14 protein-coding genes are annotated in these 14719 nt (G+C 69.0%); 5 read left to right on the top strand and 9 right to left on the bottom strand.

What is annotated here, in order from left to right; all coding sequences use genetic code 11:
- Positions 1–189: 189 nt before the first annotated feature.
- Positions 190–3405, top strand: coding sequence for a discoidin domain-containing protein (locus tag GGR12_RS07485; RefSeq protein ID WP_183203816.1), 3216 nt, complete (start codon positions 190–192; stop codon positions 3403–3405).
- A gap of 15 nt (positions 3406–3420) precedes the next feature.
- On the opposite strand, the gene GGR12_RS07490 is transcribed toward GGR12_RS07485, so the two are convergent.
- The 8 genes from GGR12_RS07490 to GGR12_RS07525 all read right to left on the bottom strand — a co-directional run bounded on the left by GGR12_RS07490 (position 3421) and on the right by GGR12_RS07525 (position 9438).
- Positions 3421–3816, bottom strand: a complete 396-nt coding sequence (locus GGR12_RS07490) for a hypothetical protein (protein ID WP_183203817.1) — start codon at positions 3814–3816, stop codon at positions 3421–3423.
- Positions 3817–3985: 169 nt separating this feature from the next.
- Positions 3986–5470, bottom strand: coding sequence for a replicative DNA helicase (locus GGR12_RS07495; protein ID WP_183204838.1), 1485 nt, complete (start codon positions 5468–5470; stop codon positions 3986–3988).
- 118 nt (positions 5471–5588) lie between these two features.
- On the bottom strand, positions 5589–5963 hold the full coding sequence (locus GGR12_RS07500; RefSeq protein WP_183203818.1) for a hypothetical protein: 375 nt from the start codon (positions 5961–5963) through the stop codon (positions 5589–5591).
- A gap of 60 nt (positions 5964–6023) precedes the next feature.
- Entirely contained in the window at positions 6024–6389 is a 366-nt protein-coding gene (locus tag GGR12_RS07505; RefSeq protein WP_183203819.1) for a hypothetical protein, read from the bottom strand.
- 111 nt (positions 6390–6500) lie between these two features.
- A complete protein-coding gene (gene rplI / locus GGR12_RS07510; RefSeq protein WP_183203820.1) occupies positions 6501–7085 on the bottom strand; it encodes a 50S ribosomal protein L9 in 585 nt (194 codons plus the stop codon).
- 1 nt (position 7086) lies between these two features.
- Positions 7087–7362, bottom strand: coding sequence for a 30S ribosomal protein S18 (rpsR, locus tag GGR12_RS07515; RefSeq protein ID WP_092311918.1), 276 nt, complete (start codon positions 7360–7362; stop codon positions 7087–7089).
- A 12-nt stretch (positions 7363–7374) separates the two neighbouring features.
- The gene (rpsF, locus tag GGR12_RS07520) at positions 7375–7764 is read right to left on the bottom strand and encodes a 30S ribosomal protein S6 (RefSeq protein WP_183203821.1); all 390 of its coding nucleotides are present in this window, start codon (positions 7762–7764) and stop codon (positions 7375–7377) included.
- Between the two features lie 198 nt (positions 7765–7962).
- Positions 7963–9438 (bottom strand): D-alanyl-D-alanine carboxypeptidase family protein, encoded by a 1476-nt coding sequence (locus tag GGR12_RS07525; protein WP_183203822.1) that lies wholly within the window; start codon positions 9436–9438, stop codon positions 7963–7965.
- Between the two features lie 292 nt (positions 9439–9730).
- On the opposite strand from GGR12_RS07525, the gene GGR12_RS07530 reads away from it, so the two are divergent.
- Entirely contained in the window at positions 9731–10222 is a 492-nt protein-coding gene (locus tag GGR12_RS07530; protein WP_183203823.1) for a phasin family protein, read from the top strand.
- A 219-nt stretch (positions 10223–10441) separates the two neighbouring features.
- Here the strand turns inward: GGR12_RS07530 and GGR12_RS07535 are convergent, their stop codons facing one another.
- Positions 10442–10933, bottom strand: coding sequence for a nuclear transport factor 2 family protein (locus tag GGR12_RS07535; RefSeq protein ID WP_183203824.1), 492 nt, complete (start codon positions 10931–10933; stop codon positions 10442–10444).
- 230 nt (positions 10934–11163) lie between these two features.
- On the opposite strand from GGR12_RS07535, the gene clpS reads away from it, so the two are divergent.
- From clpS to GGR12_RS07550, 3 genes are all read left to right on the top strand, one after another.
- Positions 11164–11496 (top strand): ATP-dependent Clp protease adapter ClpS, encoded by a 333-nt coding sequence (clpS, locus tag GGR12_RS07540; RefSeq protein WP_183203825.1) that lies wholly within the window; start codon positions 11164–11166, stop codon positions 11494–11496.
- 5 nt (positions 11497–11501) lie between these two features.
- Complete coding sequence (gene clpA / locus GGR12_RS07545; RefSeq protein WP_183203826.1) at positions 11502–13811, top strand: ATP-dependent Clp protease ATP-binding subunit ClpA; 2310 nt, start codon at positions 11502–11504, stop codon at positions 13809–13811.
- A 62-nt stretch (positions 13812–13873) separates the two neighbouring features.
- Positions 13874–14719, top strand: coding sequence for a hypothetical protein (locus GGR12_RS07550; protein WP_183203827.1), 846 nt, complete (start codon positions 13874–13876; stop codon positions 14717–14719).

A 14719-nucleotide genomic window follows, 5' to 3' on the forward strand; every position in this document is an offset into this window, starting at 1 on the left:
CCCCCCCCCCCCCCCCCCCCCCCCCCCCCCCCCCCCCCCCCCCCCCCCCCCCCCCCCCCCCCCCCCCCCCCCCCCCCCCCCCCCCCCCCCCCCCCACCCTCGCGCCGGCGCGGTGCGCCGGCCCCCTCCACCATGCTGCGCATGGTCCCCCTCCCCCAATGGGGGAGGATCTGATGGAGTCGAGAGCCGATGTCGTTCGTCCGACTGCTGATCGCCAGCCTGCTCGCCCTGGCCATCGCCTTGCCCGCTCACGCCCAGTCGGCGCGGCTGCTGGACGGGTTCGAGGACCTGACGCCGTGGTCCGCCGACGCCTCGACCGACGTCTCCTCGGCGATCACCTCGGTGGCGGGCCGCGACGGCCAGGCGATGCGGCTGGACTACGATTTCAACGGCCGCTCGGGCTACGCCTTCGCCGCGCGGACCATCGATCTGCAGGTCCCCGACAACTACGAGATCAGCTTCTGGCTGCGCGGCGAGATGCTGCCCAATACGCTGGAGATCAAATTCGTCGATGCGTCGGGCGACAACGTCCACTGGCGGCGCGTCGAGCGGTTCGAGGCGAACGGCGAGTGGACGCGCTACGTCGTCCGCAAGCGCCACATCATCTGGGCCTGGGGCCCCGATCCTGACCGCACCTTCCGCGGCGCGGCGCGGATCGAGTTCGTGATCACCGCCGGGCAGGGCGGAAAGGGCTGGATCGAGGTCGACCAGCTGGAGCTGCGCGAACTTCCGCCAGAACCCTCCGTGCCGCCCCGTCCGCTGGCCGGCGCCAGCAGCGAGGACGGCCTGAACCTCGCCGCACGGGCGGTGGACGACGACCCGCTGACCTTCTGGCGCACGACCGCGGCCGGGGCCCAGAGCCTGACCCTCGACCTCGGTTTCGAGCGCGAGTTCGGCGGCGTGACCCTGCGCTGGGCCGACCGGCTGGCGGCGTCGGACTACCGGCTGATGGCGTCTTCGGACGGGGAGACCTGGCGCGCGCTGGCGGCGGTGCAGGGCGGCAACGGCGGGACCGACTGGCTGCGCACGCCCGAGGCCTCTGCCCGCTGGCTGCGGCTGGACCTGCTGACGCCGCTGGATCGCGGCGGGGTGGTCGGGCAGGCGGGCGCCGGGCAGCGGCTGGGTCAGGCGGCGGCCAACGCCTATGGCCTGTCCGCCCTCGAAATCGAGCCGCTGGCGTTCGGCGAGACGCCGACCACCTTCATGCGCGCCGTGGCCGGCGAGAGCCGCCGGGGCCTGTACCCGCGCGGCTTCGCGGGGGAGCAGCCCTACTGGACCCTCGTCGGCGTCGACGGCGGCGGCGAGAGCGGGCTGATCGGCGAGGACGGGGCCATCGAGCTGCGTCGCGGCGGTCCGTCGATCGAGCCCTTCGTGCTGGACAACGGACGGCTGGTGAGCTGGGCGGACGTGAATGCGACCCAGAGCCTGCAGGACGGCTATCTGCCCATCCCGACGGTGACCTGGACCGCCGACGGCTGGAGCCTGGCCGTCACCGCCTTCGCCGACGGAACGCCGGAGACGGCGCAGATCTACGGCCGCTACGCCCTGACCAACACCTCGAACCGGCCGCGGAGCCTGACCCTCGCCCTGATGGCGCGGCCGTTCCAGGTCAACGGCCCGAGCCAGTTCCTGACCACGCCGGGCGGGGTGGGGCCGATACAGCAGATCGACTGGAACGGCGCCGCCATGGTTCTGAACGACAACATCCGGGTGACGACCCTGGTGCGGCCCGATGCGGTGTCGGCGGCGACCTTCGCGTCCGGCTCTGACCCGCAAGGGCTGCTGGCTGATGCAGCGATGCGGCGTGCTCCGGGCGAGCGGTTGGTGGAGTCGGACGCCACGGCCCTGATGGCCGGTGCGATGCTGTACGACGTCACCCTGCAACCGGGCGAGACACGGACCTTCGGCTTCATGGCGCCGTTGTCAAGCGGGGCGCCGGACCAGCCGGTGACCGGCTCGGTCGAGGCGGCGCTGGACACGGCGCAGGAGCGCGTCGCCGCCTCATGGCGCGAGAAGCTGGACCGCTTCGACATGACCCTGCCGGCCGAGGCGCAGCGCATCGAGGACGTGACCCGCTCGTCGCTGGCGCAGATCCTGATGTCTCGGCAGGGACCGATCCTCCAGCCCGGCACCCGCAGCTACAACCGCACCTGGATTCGCGACGGGGCCATGATGGCCGAGGGGCTGAACCGGCTGGGCCATGAGCAGCTGTCGGCCGACTATCTGCGCTGGTTCGCGCCGCTGGTGTTCGAGAACGGCAAGGTGCCGTGCTGCGCCGACGCGCGCGGCTCGGATCCGGTGCCGGAGAACGACAGCCACGGCCAGTTCGTCTTCCTCGCCGCCGAGACCTGGCGGCATACACGCGACGAGGCTCTGCTGCGCGAGGTCTGGCCGCAGGTCCAGGCGGCGATCGGCTATATGGACGGGCTGCGCGCCTCGACCCGGACGGCGGAGTTCCAGACCCCCGAGACCCGGCACCTGTTCGGCCTGCTGCCGCCGACGATCAGCCACGAGGGCTATTCGGACAAGATCGCCTACAGCTACTGGGACGACTTCTGGGGCTTGCTGGGCTACCGCGACGCCATCTTCATCGCCGACACCCTCGGAGATGTGGCGGCGGCTGAACGCTTCCGGGCCGCGGAGGCCGAGTTCAAGGCCGACATCATGGCCTCGATCGTCGCCACGGCGGCGTTCCACGATATCGACTGGATCGCCGGCGCGGCGGACCGGGGCGATTTCGACGCCACCTCCACGACCATTGCCCTGTCGCCGGCCGGTCTGATCGACGAGCTGCCGCAGCCGCTGCTGATCAACACCTTCGACAAATGGTGGGAGAATTTCACGGCGCGGCAGGAGAACCGCATGCAGTGGAAGGACTACACCCCCTACGAACTGCGCAACGTCGGCGCCTTGCTGCGGCTGGGGCGGCGCGCGGACGCCATGCGGGCGCTGGACTTCTATTTCGCCGACATGCGCCCGACGGCCTGGAACGGCTGGGCCGAGGTGGTGGGCCGCGACGCGCGCGAGCCGCGCTTCATCGGCGACATGCCGCACGCCTGGATCAGCTCGGACTACATCCGCTCGGCCCTGGACCTGCTGGTCTACCAGCGCGACGAGGCCCTGGTGCTGGCGGCCGGCGCGCCACTGGCCTGGCTGGAAGGCGAGGGGGTCGGCGTGGCCGACGTCCGCACCTCGTACGGCCCGCTGACCTACAACCTGCGCCGGGATGGCCGGGGCTATCTGCTGACCCTGGACGAGGGCGCGACGCCGCCGGACGGCTTCATCGTGACCTGGCCGGAGGGCGAGACGCCGCCCGCGACGGCGCGGATCGACGGACGTGCAGCGACCTGGACCGGTCGGACGCTGACCATCCCGACGGGCGCCCGGCGGGTGGAGATGCGCTGAGCCTCGTCGGCGGCGTCAGCCCGGCGAGCTGGACGGGGCGGCGGGCGCTTCGGTGGGCGAGGACGCCTCTCTCTGGCCGTGAGACCCCAGGCCCGCCGCGGCGGGCTGTCCGACGGGGCGGCCGGTCAGAGCCTCCGGCGCCGGCGGGGCGGGCGGGGGCGGCGCCGACGGGCGGAAGCCGACCGTAGGCGCGGGGATCGGGGTTTGCGCCGTGCCGCCGGTGTGCGGCTGGCCGCCTTCATTGCCAGTGACGGCCTTGATCTCGTGTTCCTGGGGCTGGGGGCCGCCGGGAGGGGGCGGAGGCGCGCCGCCCGCGCGCGCACCGGCGGCCGGCGGCGCCGTCGGCTGGCGAGGCGGCGGAAGGTCCTGCGCGGCGATCAGGCTGAGGGCGACAAGCGCGACGACGGGCATGGGGCACGGCTCCTGTGACGCCGGACCCTGCACGCGTAACGCAGTTATGGCAATCGGGAGCGAGGGGTGAGGGTCGGCCCCAGGAAGGCTCGGAAGGAGAGCCGACCCTCATCCGGCGAGGCGCGGCCCCGCCACCTTCTCCCGCCCGGGAGAAGGAACAGCTGCGACCTCAGTCGCCGTAGTCGTCGTAGCGCTGGCCCTGGGCCAGGTTGCCGAACTTGGTGGTGTCGGCGTCGAACGAGAGCTTCACGATGCCGATGGGGCCGTGACGCTGCTTGCCGATGACGACCTCGGCCTGGTTCTTCAGGCGGTCCATGTCTTCCTGCCACTTGAGGTGCTCTTCCGAGCCCTCGCGCGGCTCGGCGCGGCCGAGGTAGTAGCTTTCGCGGTACACGAACATGACGCAGTCGGCGTCCTGCTCGATCGAGCCGGATTCCCGCAGGTCGGACAGCTGGGGCCGCTTGTCCTCGCGCTGCTCGACCTGACGCGACAGCTGCGACAGGGCGATGATCGGCACGGACAGTTCCTTGGCCAGGGCCTTCAGGCCGCCGGTGATCTCGGACACTTCCTGCACGCGGTTCTTCTGGCTGTTCTCGCCGGTGGTGATGAGCTGAAGGTAGTCGACGATGATCAGGTCGAGGCCGTGGTCCATCCGCTTCAGGCGGCGCGCACGGGCGGCCAGCTTGGAGATCGACAGACCGCCGGTGGCGTCGATGAACAGGGGGCTTTCGCCGATCTCGACGGCGGCGTCGCGGATCTTGCCGAAGTCGGCGGCGTCGATCTCGCCCTTACGCAGCTTGTCCGACGACACGCCCGACGCGTCGGCGAGGATACGCATGGCCAGCTGTTCGGCGCTCATTTCCAGCGAGTAGAAGGCCACGACGCCGCCGTTGACGGTCTTGCGGCCTTCGGGCGACGGCTCCCAGCGATAGCTGCGGGCGACGTTGAAGGCGATGTTGGTGGCCAGCGCGGTCTTGCCCATCGACGGACGGCCCGCGAGGATCAGCAGGTCGGAGGGGTGGAGGCCGCCCAGCTTGCTGTCGAGGTCGTCCAGGTTGGTGGCCAGGCCCGCCAGCTTGCCGTCGCGCTGATAGGCCTCGGCGGCCATCTGCACGGCGCCGGACAGGGCGTGGCTGAAGCTGACGAAGCCCGACGACGGCTTGCCGGTCTCGGCCAGCGAATACAGCGTCTGTTCGGCCTGTTCGATCTGCTCGTCGGCCGGGGTCGCCGGGTTCGGCGCCTCCTTGATGATCTCGCCGCCGATGCGGATCAGGTCGCGGCGCAGGGCCAGATCGTAGACGACCCGGGCGTAGTCCGGAGCGTTGGCCGCCGGCGGGGCGCGATCGACCAGGTCGGCCAGGTAGCGCAGACCGCCGAACTCCTGGAAGGCCGGGTCCTGCTTGAACCGCTCCATCAGGATGGTGGGCTCGGCCAGCATGCCCTGGCGGATGTGATCCTCGACGGCGTCGTACAGGCGCTGGTGGAAGGGTTCGTAGAAATGCGAGCCGCGCAGACGGTCGCTCAGGCGCTCGAACACCGCGTTGTCGAACATCAGGGAGCCCAGCAGCGCCTGCTCCGCCTCAAGGTTGTGAGGCAGGGACTGGATGGAGGGACCATCCATGGACGGGAAGGCGGCGGGAGCGAAGGCGTTCATCGACATGCGTATGGCTCATGCACGCGCGCGACGACATGCGCGGACGTGTGCGTGGGCGAGGATAAGGTGAGTCCGCTTGTGGGCAGTCCGGAATTCCGTAACCGGATCAGTTAACGGCTCAGCTCGGACACGGGTAACGCTCCGCCATCCATTCGCGGAGCGCCTGCAGGACGCTGATGTCGCGCCGGCTAGCCGGGATGGCGTTCAGCCTGGCCATAAGGGCTTCGGGCGAAATGCCGGTGCCGCTGGACGGAATGCAGTGCGCCGGGCGCCGGCCGGCAGCGATGTCGGCGGCCTGTTCGGCCTTCAGCGCGCTGACGGCGCCGGTGACCTCGCTGACCAGGCGACGGCCTTCGGGGTGTAACATCATCGTGGCGTTCTGCGGCAGGGTCTGCGCGACGGTCAGGAACTGGCGCACCGTCATCGCTTCCGCGGCGGTGGCGAACAGGGCGAGTGCGAGGGCGAGGCCGGCGACGAGGGCGATGCGTTTCATGGGGGGAACATCTCCGCCGCCTCAGTTAGGTCGGCGAAGCGTCCAGGGCAACGCTTGCCGTCAACGCGGGCAAGGATGGCGTTCGATCATCCATTCGCGCACCGCCTGGGTGACGCTGATCGAGCGACGGCCGGCCGGAATGGCGTTGAACCGGGCCAGGATCTGATCGGCCGAGACGGAGACCTTCTCGGGCATGCAGGTCGCCGCGGTGCGACCGGCCGTGCGGGCGGCGTCCTGTTCGTTGCGCACCGTGGCGAAGGCGTTCTTGACCTCGTTCATCAGGCGGCGTGTGTCGGAGCGGAGCAGGGCGGTCGGATTGCGCGGGATGCCGGCGGCTGTGGTCAGGAACTCCTGAACCGACATGGCCTGGGCGGCGGTGGCGAACAGGACGGCGGCGAGGCCTACTGCAAGCGCGAGCTTCTTCATGGCGTTCCCTTCGACCCTGTCCAGTAGAGCTTACGACGGAACGGCGGCCAGCGAAAAGGGCGGGCCCTTGCGGACCCGCCCTCTTGCAGACTTTCAGCGAGATGGCTGGGCTCAGGCTTCCGAGCCCAGGCCTTCCTGCTGGCCGGCGCCGCCGGCGACCATGTCCTTGGCCTGTTCAAGGGCTTCGGCGCGGTCCTGGTCGTAGGCCGACTTGATGACGTCCTCGCCCTTGGCCTGACGCTCGGCTTCATCAGCCGAACGCGCGACGTTGATCTTGACGGTGGCCTGGACCTCGGCGTGCAGGCGAACCAGCACTTCGTGGACGCCCAGCGTCTTGATCGGCACGTGCAGGACGACCTGCGAGCGCTCGACCTTGCCGCCTTCAGCCTGGATGGCTTCAGCGACGTCGCGGCCGGCGACCGAACCGTACAGCTGACCGGTCTCACCCGCCTGGCGGATCATGACGTAGGTCTGGCCGTCGATCTTGTCGGCGACCTTCTGAGCGTCGGACTTGTTCTTCTCGTTGCGCTGCTCGATGGCGGCGCGGTCGAGTTCGAAGGCCTTCAGGTTGGCGGCGGTGGCCCGACGGGCCTTGTCGCGCGGCAGAAGGAAGTTACGAGCGAAGCCGTCCTTGACAGTGACGACGTCGCCGATGGCGCCGAGGTTATCGACGCGTTCCAGCAGAACGACCTTCATCTTACTTCACCACGTAGGGCAGGAGGGCCAGGTAGCGGGCGCGCTTGATGGCCTTGGCCAGTTCGCGCTGCTTCTTCTGGGAAACGGCCGTGATGCGCGAAGGAACGATCTTGCCGCGCTCGGAGATGTAGCGCTGCAGGAGCTTGACGTCCTTGTAGTCGATCTTCGGCGCGTTCGGGCCGGAGAACGGGCACACCTTGCGGCGGCGGAAGAACGGGCGACGGGCCGGGCCGGAGCCGGCCGGCGCGCCCGGGGTCGGGGCGGTGGTATCGGTCATGTTCCGGGTTCCTTAGAAGGTCGCTTCGGCGGCGGCGTCGTCGCGGGGACCGCGTTCACGCTCGCGCTCGCGCTCACGTTCACGGCGGGCCAGCAGCGGCGACAGTTCCAGGTCGAGTTCCTCGACGCGGACGGTCAGCCAGCGCAGCACGTCTTCGTTGATCGACAGCTGACGCTCGACCTCGGCCATGGCGGCCGGGGGCGTGTCGATGGCGAGCAGCGAATAGTGAGCCTTGCGGTTCTTCTTCACGCGGTAGGTCAGGTTGCGCAGACCCCAGTACTCGATCTTGGCGACGACGCCGCCGTTTTCCTCGATCAGAGCCTTGATGGTGTCGTTCAGCGCTTCGGCCTGCTGCGCCGAGATATCCTGGCGCGTCATGACCGTGTGCTCGTAAAGAGCCATGCGGTTAGTCTCCCTTGTGGGCGCCGGCGCGGGGCGGACCGGGTAAGTCCGTTCCACGATGGATCCCGAGGCGGCGGCCGGGATGATTTCCCGAACCCTTTGGAATTCCGCACCGGGACCGAGGCCCTGGAAAGCGGGCGCGTATAAGGGAAAAGGCGCAGCCCGGCAAGGCCGCCGGGGCCCGCAGGCCGAACCCGGCTATTCCGGACGCACCACCATGCAGGTCACGCTACGCTCGGCCAGGGCGGCGCAGGCGGCCTGGGCCGTCTGTTCGGTCATGCCGGTGAAGCGCGAGCGGTACCAGCCCGAGGCGTTCTGGACGTTGCGTTCGGCGCTGGCGAACTGGGTGCGGAAGCGGCGGTTGACCTCGGTCAGCCAGTCGCGGGCCACGGTCTCGTCCCGGAAGGCGCCGACCTGGACGGCCCAGCGGCCGGCGGGCGCGCGGGCGGGTTCTCGGGCGGGCGGACGGGCCGTCGACCGCGCCGGGGGCGGGGCGGCCGCGCGCGCTGACGAAGAGGACGCCGTGGGCGAGACGCCGCCGTTCAGGATCGCGGTGACGTCGGCGGGCCGCTCGGCGCGCACGATCGGGGCGGCCGCGCGCTCGGACGGCGCGGGCGTCACGCGGGTCGGCGGCGGCGGGGTCGCGGGCAGGGAGGTGTAGGACACGGCCGTGGGGCTGCTGCCCAGCGGGGTTCCCAGCGGGCCGCCGATCGGGCCCGGATCCTCGTCGCTGGCGGTCGAGGCGTACTGCACCGGGCCGGAGGAGGCGTTGTCTGAACCGATGCCGAAGCCGCGCTGCTCGAAATAGGTCTGGGCCACCTGGATGACCTGGCCGCCGGCGCGGGCGCGCTCGACGTCGAAGCCGGTGTCCATCAGGGCTGCGACATGGGCGTTGCGGCTGGCGGTCGACTGGCCGCCCAGCACGATGGTGATCAGCCGCTTGTTGTTGCGCACCGCCGAGGCCGCGAGGTTGTAGCCCGAGGCGTTGGTGTAGCCGGTCTTCATGCCGTCATAGCCCGCGCCGGTGCGCAGCAGGCCGTTGGTGTTGCGATAGTCGCGGCCGTTGTAGGCCCAGTCGTGCAAGCCGAAATAGCGATAGTACTGCGGATAGTCGCGCATGATGGCGCGGGCCAGGATGGCCAGGTCGCGGGCCGAGGTCAGCTGGCGGGCGTCCGGCAGGCCGTTGGCGTTGACGTAGCGGGTCTGGCTCATGCCCAGTTCCTGGGCCTTCAGCGTCATCTGGGCGGTGAAGCGCGATTCCGAGCCGCCGACGTGCTCGGCGATGGCGACGGCCATGTCATTGGCGCTGCGCACCGCGGTCGCCTTCATGGCGTCGTCGAGGGTGATGGTCTGGCCGGCGCCGAGGCCCAGCTTGGACGGCGGCTGGCTGGCGGCGTGGGGCGAGACGGTGATCACGTCGTCCAGCTTGACCCGGCCTTCGGACAGGGCCTCGAAGGTCAGATACAGCGTCATCACCTTGGTGATCGAGGCGGGGTAGCGGCGGCTGTCGGCGTGACGCGCGAACAGGACCTCGCCCGACTCCGCATCGACGACGATGGCGGCGTAGCGGGCGTTGTCGGAGGACTGGGCGACGAGGGGCGTCGCCGTAGGGGTCATCGCAAGCGCGACGACCAGCATCATCGACAGGAATCCCCGACGGATCAGTGCAGACAACGGCAAACCTCAACCCCGTACTATGCGCGACGGCGGCCCCCCGGCGCGGCGCAGTTCAAGAGGCTAACATGCGCCCACCCGGTTTCATGAGGGTAAACAGGCCGTCAACATCTTTGTGAAGGCCATTCGCCCCGCAGGCGGCATGACGCCCCGGCGACATTTTTGTGCACCGCACAAAAACCCTTGACCGCTGTTCGCACTTGCACCATATACGCTGCATCGCGGCAGAGCCCCCCTCTGTCGCGGCGATAATCACAGCGGCCCAGCCGCGACAGGTTCAGGAGAGACTTCCATGGCCGACAGCGCCGAAACCGTGAAAAAGACCGTCGAAACCGCCACCGCCACCGTCAAGGCTTCGGCCGAGAAGGCCCAGGCCCAGGCTGAAAAGATCCAGGCTGCAGGCGCCCAGGCGTTCCGTGAAGCCACCGAGAAGTCGGTTGCCGGCATCAGCGAGCTGAACGCCGAAGGCAAGAAGAACCTCGAAGCCCTCGTCGCTTCGGCCACCGCCGCCCAGAAGGGCGCCGAGACCCTGTCGGCCGCCTCGCTGGCCTACGGCAAGAAGTCCTGGGAAGACGGCGTCGCCGCCGCCCAGTCGCTGACCGCCGCCCGCTCGGTGCAGGAACTGGTCGAGCTGCAAACCTCGTGGGCCAAGTCGGCCGCCGAAACCTACCTGTCGGAAGTCTCGAAGATGACCGACGTCTTCACCGCCTCGGTGAAGGACAGCTTCAAGCCGATCAACGAGCGCGTCAGCGCCTCGGTCGAGAAGTTCCAGGCCGCCCGCTAAGGCGACCGCGTAAGCGTACAGAAAGGCCCCGGCGGAAACGCCGGGGCCTTTTTGCTTGGGCGCAGTACCCAAGACCGCTCATCCCCGCGAAAGCGGGGACCCAGTGCTTTGGGCGCTTCGGCGAAGCCGGGGACGCGCTTTCGATCTCCCACGCACCTGCCTCGCGAAAGAACTGGTCCCCGCTTTCGCGGGGATGAGCGGTAGAGGGGGCGAGGGCGCTCACTCCGACGCCGCCGCGTGGTCGATGCTGAACGCCCGCGCCATTCGCCACTGGCCGTCAGGCTCCAGCTTCCACAGCACCGAGAAGCGGGCCCGGCCCGCCAGCGCCTCCGGCCCGTCGCCCTGGCGTTCGTAGAACTGGTGCGTGCCTTCCGCGACCGCGCCATAGTCCGGGATGGCGTAGACTTTCAGCGTGCCTGGCACGAGTTCGCGGCGGGACCGCCAGGAATCGGGCGCCTTACGGGCGTTGCAGTTGCGGTCGTAGTCCTCGACGAAGGTCCGGCGGGTGAACATGGCGCCGCCCCGGTCGTGATAGAATTCGAGGTCGTCGGTGACCAGGTCGGCCAGGGCCGGCGGATCGCACTGGTCGAACATCACCGAGAAGATGGCGGCGTCGCGCGCTGCAATCGCTTCGGTCAGGGCGGGCTCGGCCGGGATGACGACGCCCGGCGTTTGCAGGGCCAGGGCGGCGAGAAGGGCGATGATCGGCATCGGAGCTCCGCTGTCAGCAAGGCGCGCCCGATCCTGCGACGACATGGCGCCGCCTGTCCCGTGAACTTTGGGTCATGACGCCCGGGCAATCCGTGGCCGCACTCAGGTCACGACCGGGTCGTGCTTCCGCTGCAACCAACCCACATGTCTCACGCAAGCTGTGACTGGACGCATCTACAAATCACGCCATCATCACCTATCTGTCCATCGACTCCCCAACCGGACAACGAATGCCGCCGTCACGTAAGGTCAGTGATCCCAATGGAGGCCCCGGCGCCGCCACGATCACAGAGACAAAGCCGAAGCTTCAGAAGCCCTCGCTCTATCGGGTGCTGATCCTGAATGACGACTACACGCCGATGGAATTCGTCGTCTACGTGCTGGAGCGGTTCTTCCAGAAGAGCCGCGAGGACGCGACCCGCATCATGCTGCACGTGCATCAGCATGGTGTCGGGGTCTGCGGGGTCTTCACCTACGAGGTGGCCGAAACCAAGGTCGCCCAGGTGATTGAAACCGCCCGCCGCCACCAGCATCCCCTGCAATGCACGATGGAAAAGGACTGAGAGCTTTGCCCTCCTTCTCGCGTCCGCTCGAAGAGACCCTGCACCGGGCCGTTCACTATGCGAACGAGCGCCGGCACGAATACGCCACGCTGGAGCATCTGCTTCTGGCGCTGGTCGACGATCCAGACGCCGCCAATGTGATGACGGCCTGCAACGTCGACCTGGTCGCGCTGAAAACGGCGCTGACCCTCTATGTCGACACCGACCTGGCCGCGCTTGCGACCTCGGACGGCGACGACGCCAAGCCGACCGCCGGCTTCCAGCGCGTGATCCAGCGCGCGGTGATCCACGTCCAGTCCTCGGGCCGTGAGGAGGTGACCGGCGCGAACGTGCTCGTCGCCATCTTCAGCGAGCGCGAGAGTCACGCCGCCTACTTCCTGCAGGAGCAGGACATGACGCGGTACGACGCGGTGAATTTCATCGCCCACGGCATCGCCAAGAAGCCCGGTTCGACCGAGGCGCGCCCGGCCAAGGCGGCCGGTTCGCCCGAGGACGCCGAGGATGCGGCCGCCGCCAAGACCGGCGGCGAGGCGCTCGAGGCCTATTGCGTCGACCTCAACGAAAAGGCCCGCAACGGCAAGATCGACCCGCTGATCGGCCGCCATGCCGAGGTCGAGCGCTCGATCCAGATTCTGTGCCGCCGGACCAAGAACAACCCGCTGCTGGTCGGCGATCCGGGCGTCGGCAAGACGGCCATCGCCGAAGGCCTGGCCCGCAAGATCGTCAACAACGAGGTGCCGGACGTCCTCAAGGACGCCACCATCTACTCGCTCGACATGGGCGCGCTACTGGCCGGCACCCGCTACCGCGGCGATTTCGAGGAACGCCTGAAGCAGGTGGTCAAGGAACTGGAGACGCACGACAACGCCGTGCTCTTCATCGACGAGATCCACACCGTCATCGGCGCCGGCGCGACCAGCGGCGGGGCGATGGACGCCTCCAACCTGCTGAAGCCGGCCCTGGCCTCGGGCACCCTGCGCTGCATGGGTTCGACGACCTACAAGGAGTATCGCCAGCACTTTGAAAAGGACCGGGCGCTGGCCCGCCGCTTCCAGAAGATCGACGTCAACGAACCCACCGTCGACGACACGATCAAGATTCTGAAGGGGCTGAAGACCTCCTACGAGAACCACCACAAGCTGCGCTACACCGACGCCGCCATCCGTACGGCGGTGGAGCTGTCGGCCCGCTACATGACCGACCGCAAGCTGCCGGACAAAGCCATCGACGTGATCGACGAGGCGGGGGCGTCGCAGATGCTGCTGCCCGAGTCGAAGCGGAAGAAGGTCATCGGCCAGAAGGAGGTCGAGGCCGTCATCGCCAAGATGGCCCGCATCCCGCCGAAGTCGGTGTCGAAGTCGGACACCGAAAGCCTGCGCGAGCTGCAGTCCGACCTGAACCGCACGGTGTTCGGCCAGGAGTCGGCCATCGAACAGGTCTCGGCGGCGATGAAGCTGGCCCGCGCCGGCCTCCGCGACCCGCAGAAGCCCATCGGCGCCTTCCTGTTCTCCGGCCCCACGGGCGTCGGCAAGACCGAAGTCGCGCGCCAGCTGGCGTCGACCCTCGGCATCGAGCTGCAGCGTTTCGACATGTCGGAATACATGGAGCGGCACACGGTCAGCCGCCTGATCGGGGCCCCTCCGGGCTACGTCGGGCATGACCAGGGCGGCCTGCTGACCGACGCCGTCGACCAGCATCCGCACTCGGTGGTGCTGCTGGACGAGATCGAGAAGGCCCACCCGGACGTCTACAACATCCTGCTGCAGGTGATGGACAACGGCCAGTTGACCGACGCCGTCGGCAAGAAGGTCGATTTCAGGAACGTCATCCTGATCATGACCACCAACGCCGGCGCTGCGGACAACGCCCGCGCCGCCATCGGCTTCGGCCGCGGCAAGGTGGAAGGCGAGGACGAGAAGGCCATCCAGCGACTGTTCGCACCGGAGTTCCGCAACCGTCTCGACGCCATCGTGGCGTTCAAGGCGCTGGACTCCGAGACGATCAAGTCGGTGGTGACCAAGTTCGTGATGCAGCTGGAAGCCCAGCTGGCGGACCGCAACATCACCATCGAGCTGACCGACGAAGCCGCCGACTGGCTGGCCAAGAACGGCTTCGACGAGCTCTACGGCGCCCGGCCCCTGGCCCGGACGATCCAGGAGCACATCAAGAAGCCGCTGGCCGACGACATCCTGTTCGGCCGCCTGACCCGCGGCGGGCATGTGAAGGTCGAGCTGAAGGACGGCAAGATCGCCTTCGACGTCACCAGCGCCACCGGCGCGGCGGCGAAGGTGGTCGAGGAAGAAGCCGCCGACTGATCCGGCGGATTGAAATGGGGCCCGGGCGGAAACGTCCGGGCCTTTTTCGTGCGGAGACGCAGATGACCCGGATCCTGCTTCAAACCACCATTCCGACGACCGAGGACGACTGGCACATCGGCCGCTTCTCGCGCCTGACGCAGCATCTGGCCGGTCTGCCTGGGGTCGAGGTCACAGCCCGTGACCGGGCGACTCCGGCCGGCGAAACCGACCCGGTGCTCGGCTCGCTGCCCGACAGCGACTTCGACCAGCTATGGCTGTTCGCCGTCGACGTCGGCGACGGCCTGACCAGCGACGAGTGCGCCGCCATCGGCCGCTTCCGCGCGCGGGGAGGGGCTCTGATGATCACCCGCGACCACATGGATCTGGGCTCCAGCGTCTGCACCCTCGGCGGGGTCGGGGACGCCCACTATTTCCACTCGCGCAAGCTGGACCCCGATCCGGACCGCAATCAGCGGGACGATCTCGATACGGGGTACATCGACTTCCCCAACTACCACTCCGGCGCCAACGGCGACTGGCAGACGATCCGCCCCGAGGGCGAGGTGCATCCGCTGCTGCGGGACGAGGGCGGCGGGTTGCTGGACCGGCTTCCGGCGCATCCGCACGAGGGCGGGGTCGGCGTTCCCGAAGGCGCATCCAGCGCCCGGGTCATCGCCACCGGCGTCAGCAAGGTCAGCGGCCGGGCCTTCAACATCGCCGTGGCCTTCGAGGGCGAGGCGGGCGAGGGCAGGGGCCTGGCCCAGAGCACCTTCCACCATTTTGCGGACTTCAACTGGGACCCGCGCGACGGGCGCCCCAGCTTCGTCGACGAGGTCCCGGGCGACGCCATGATCCGCGACCCCGAGGCCTTGCGTCAGACGAAGCGGTACATGACAAACCTCGTGGAGTGGCTGTCGGGGGAGTGA

Origin of the sequence: Brevundimonas lenta (genome assembly GCF_014196335.1) — a bacterium.
Taxonomy (GTDB): Bacteria; Pseudomonadota; Alphaproteobacteria; order Caulobacterales; family Caulobacteraceae; genus Brevundimonas; species Brevundimonas lenta.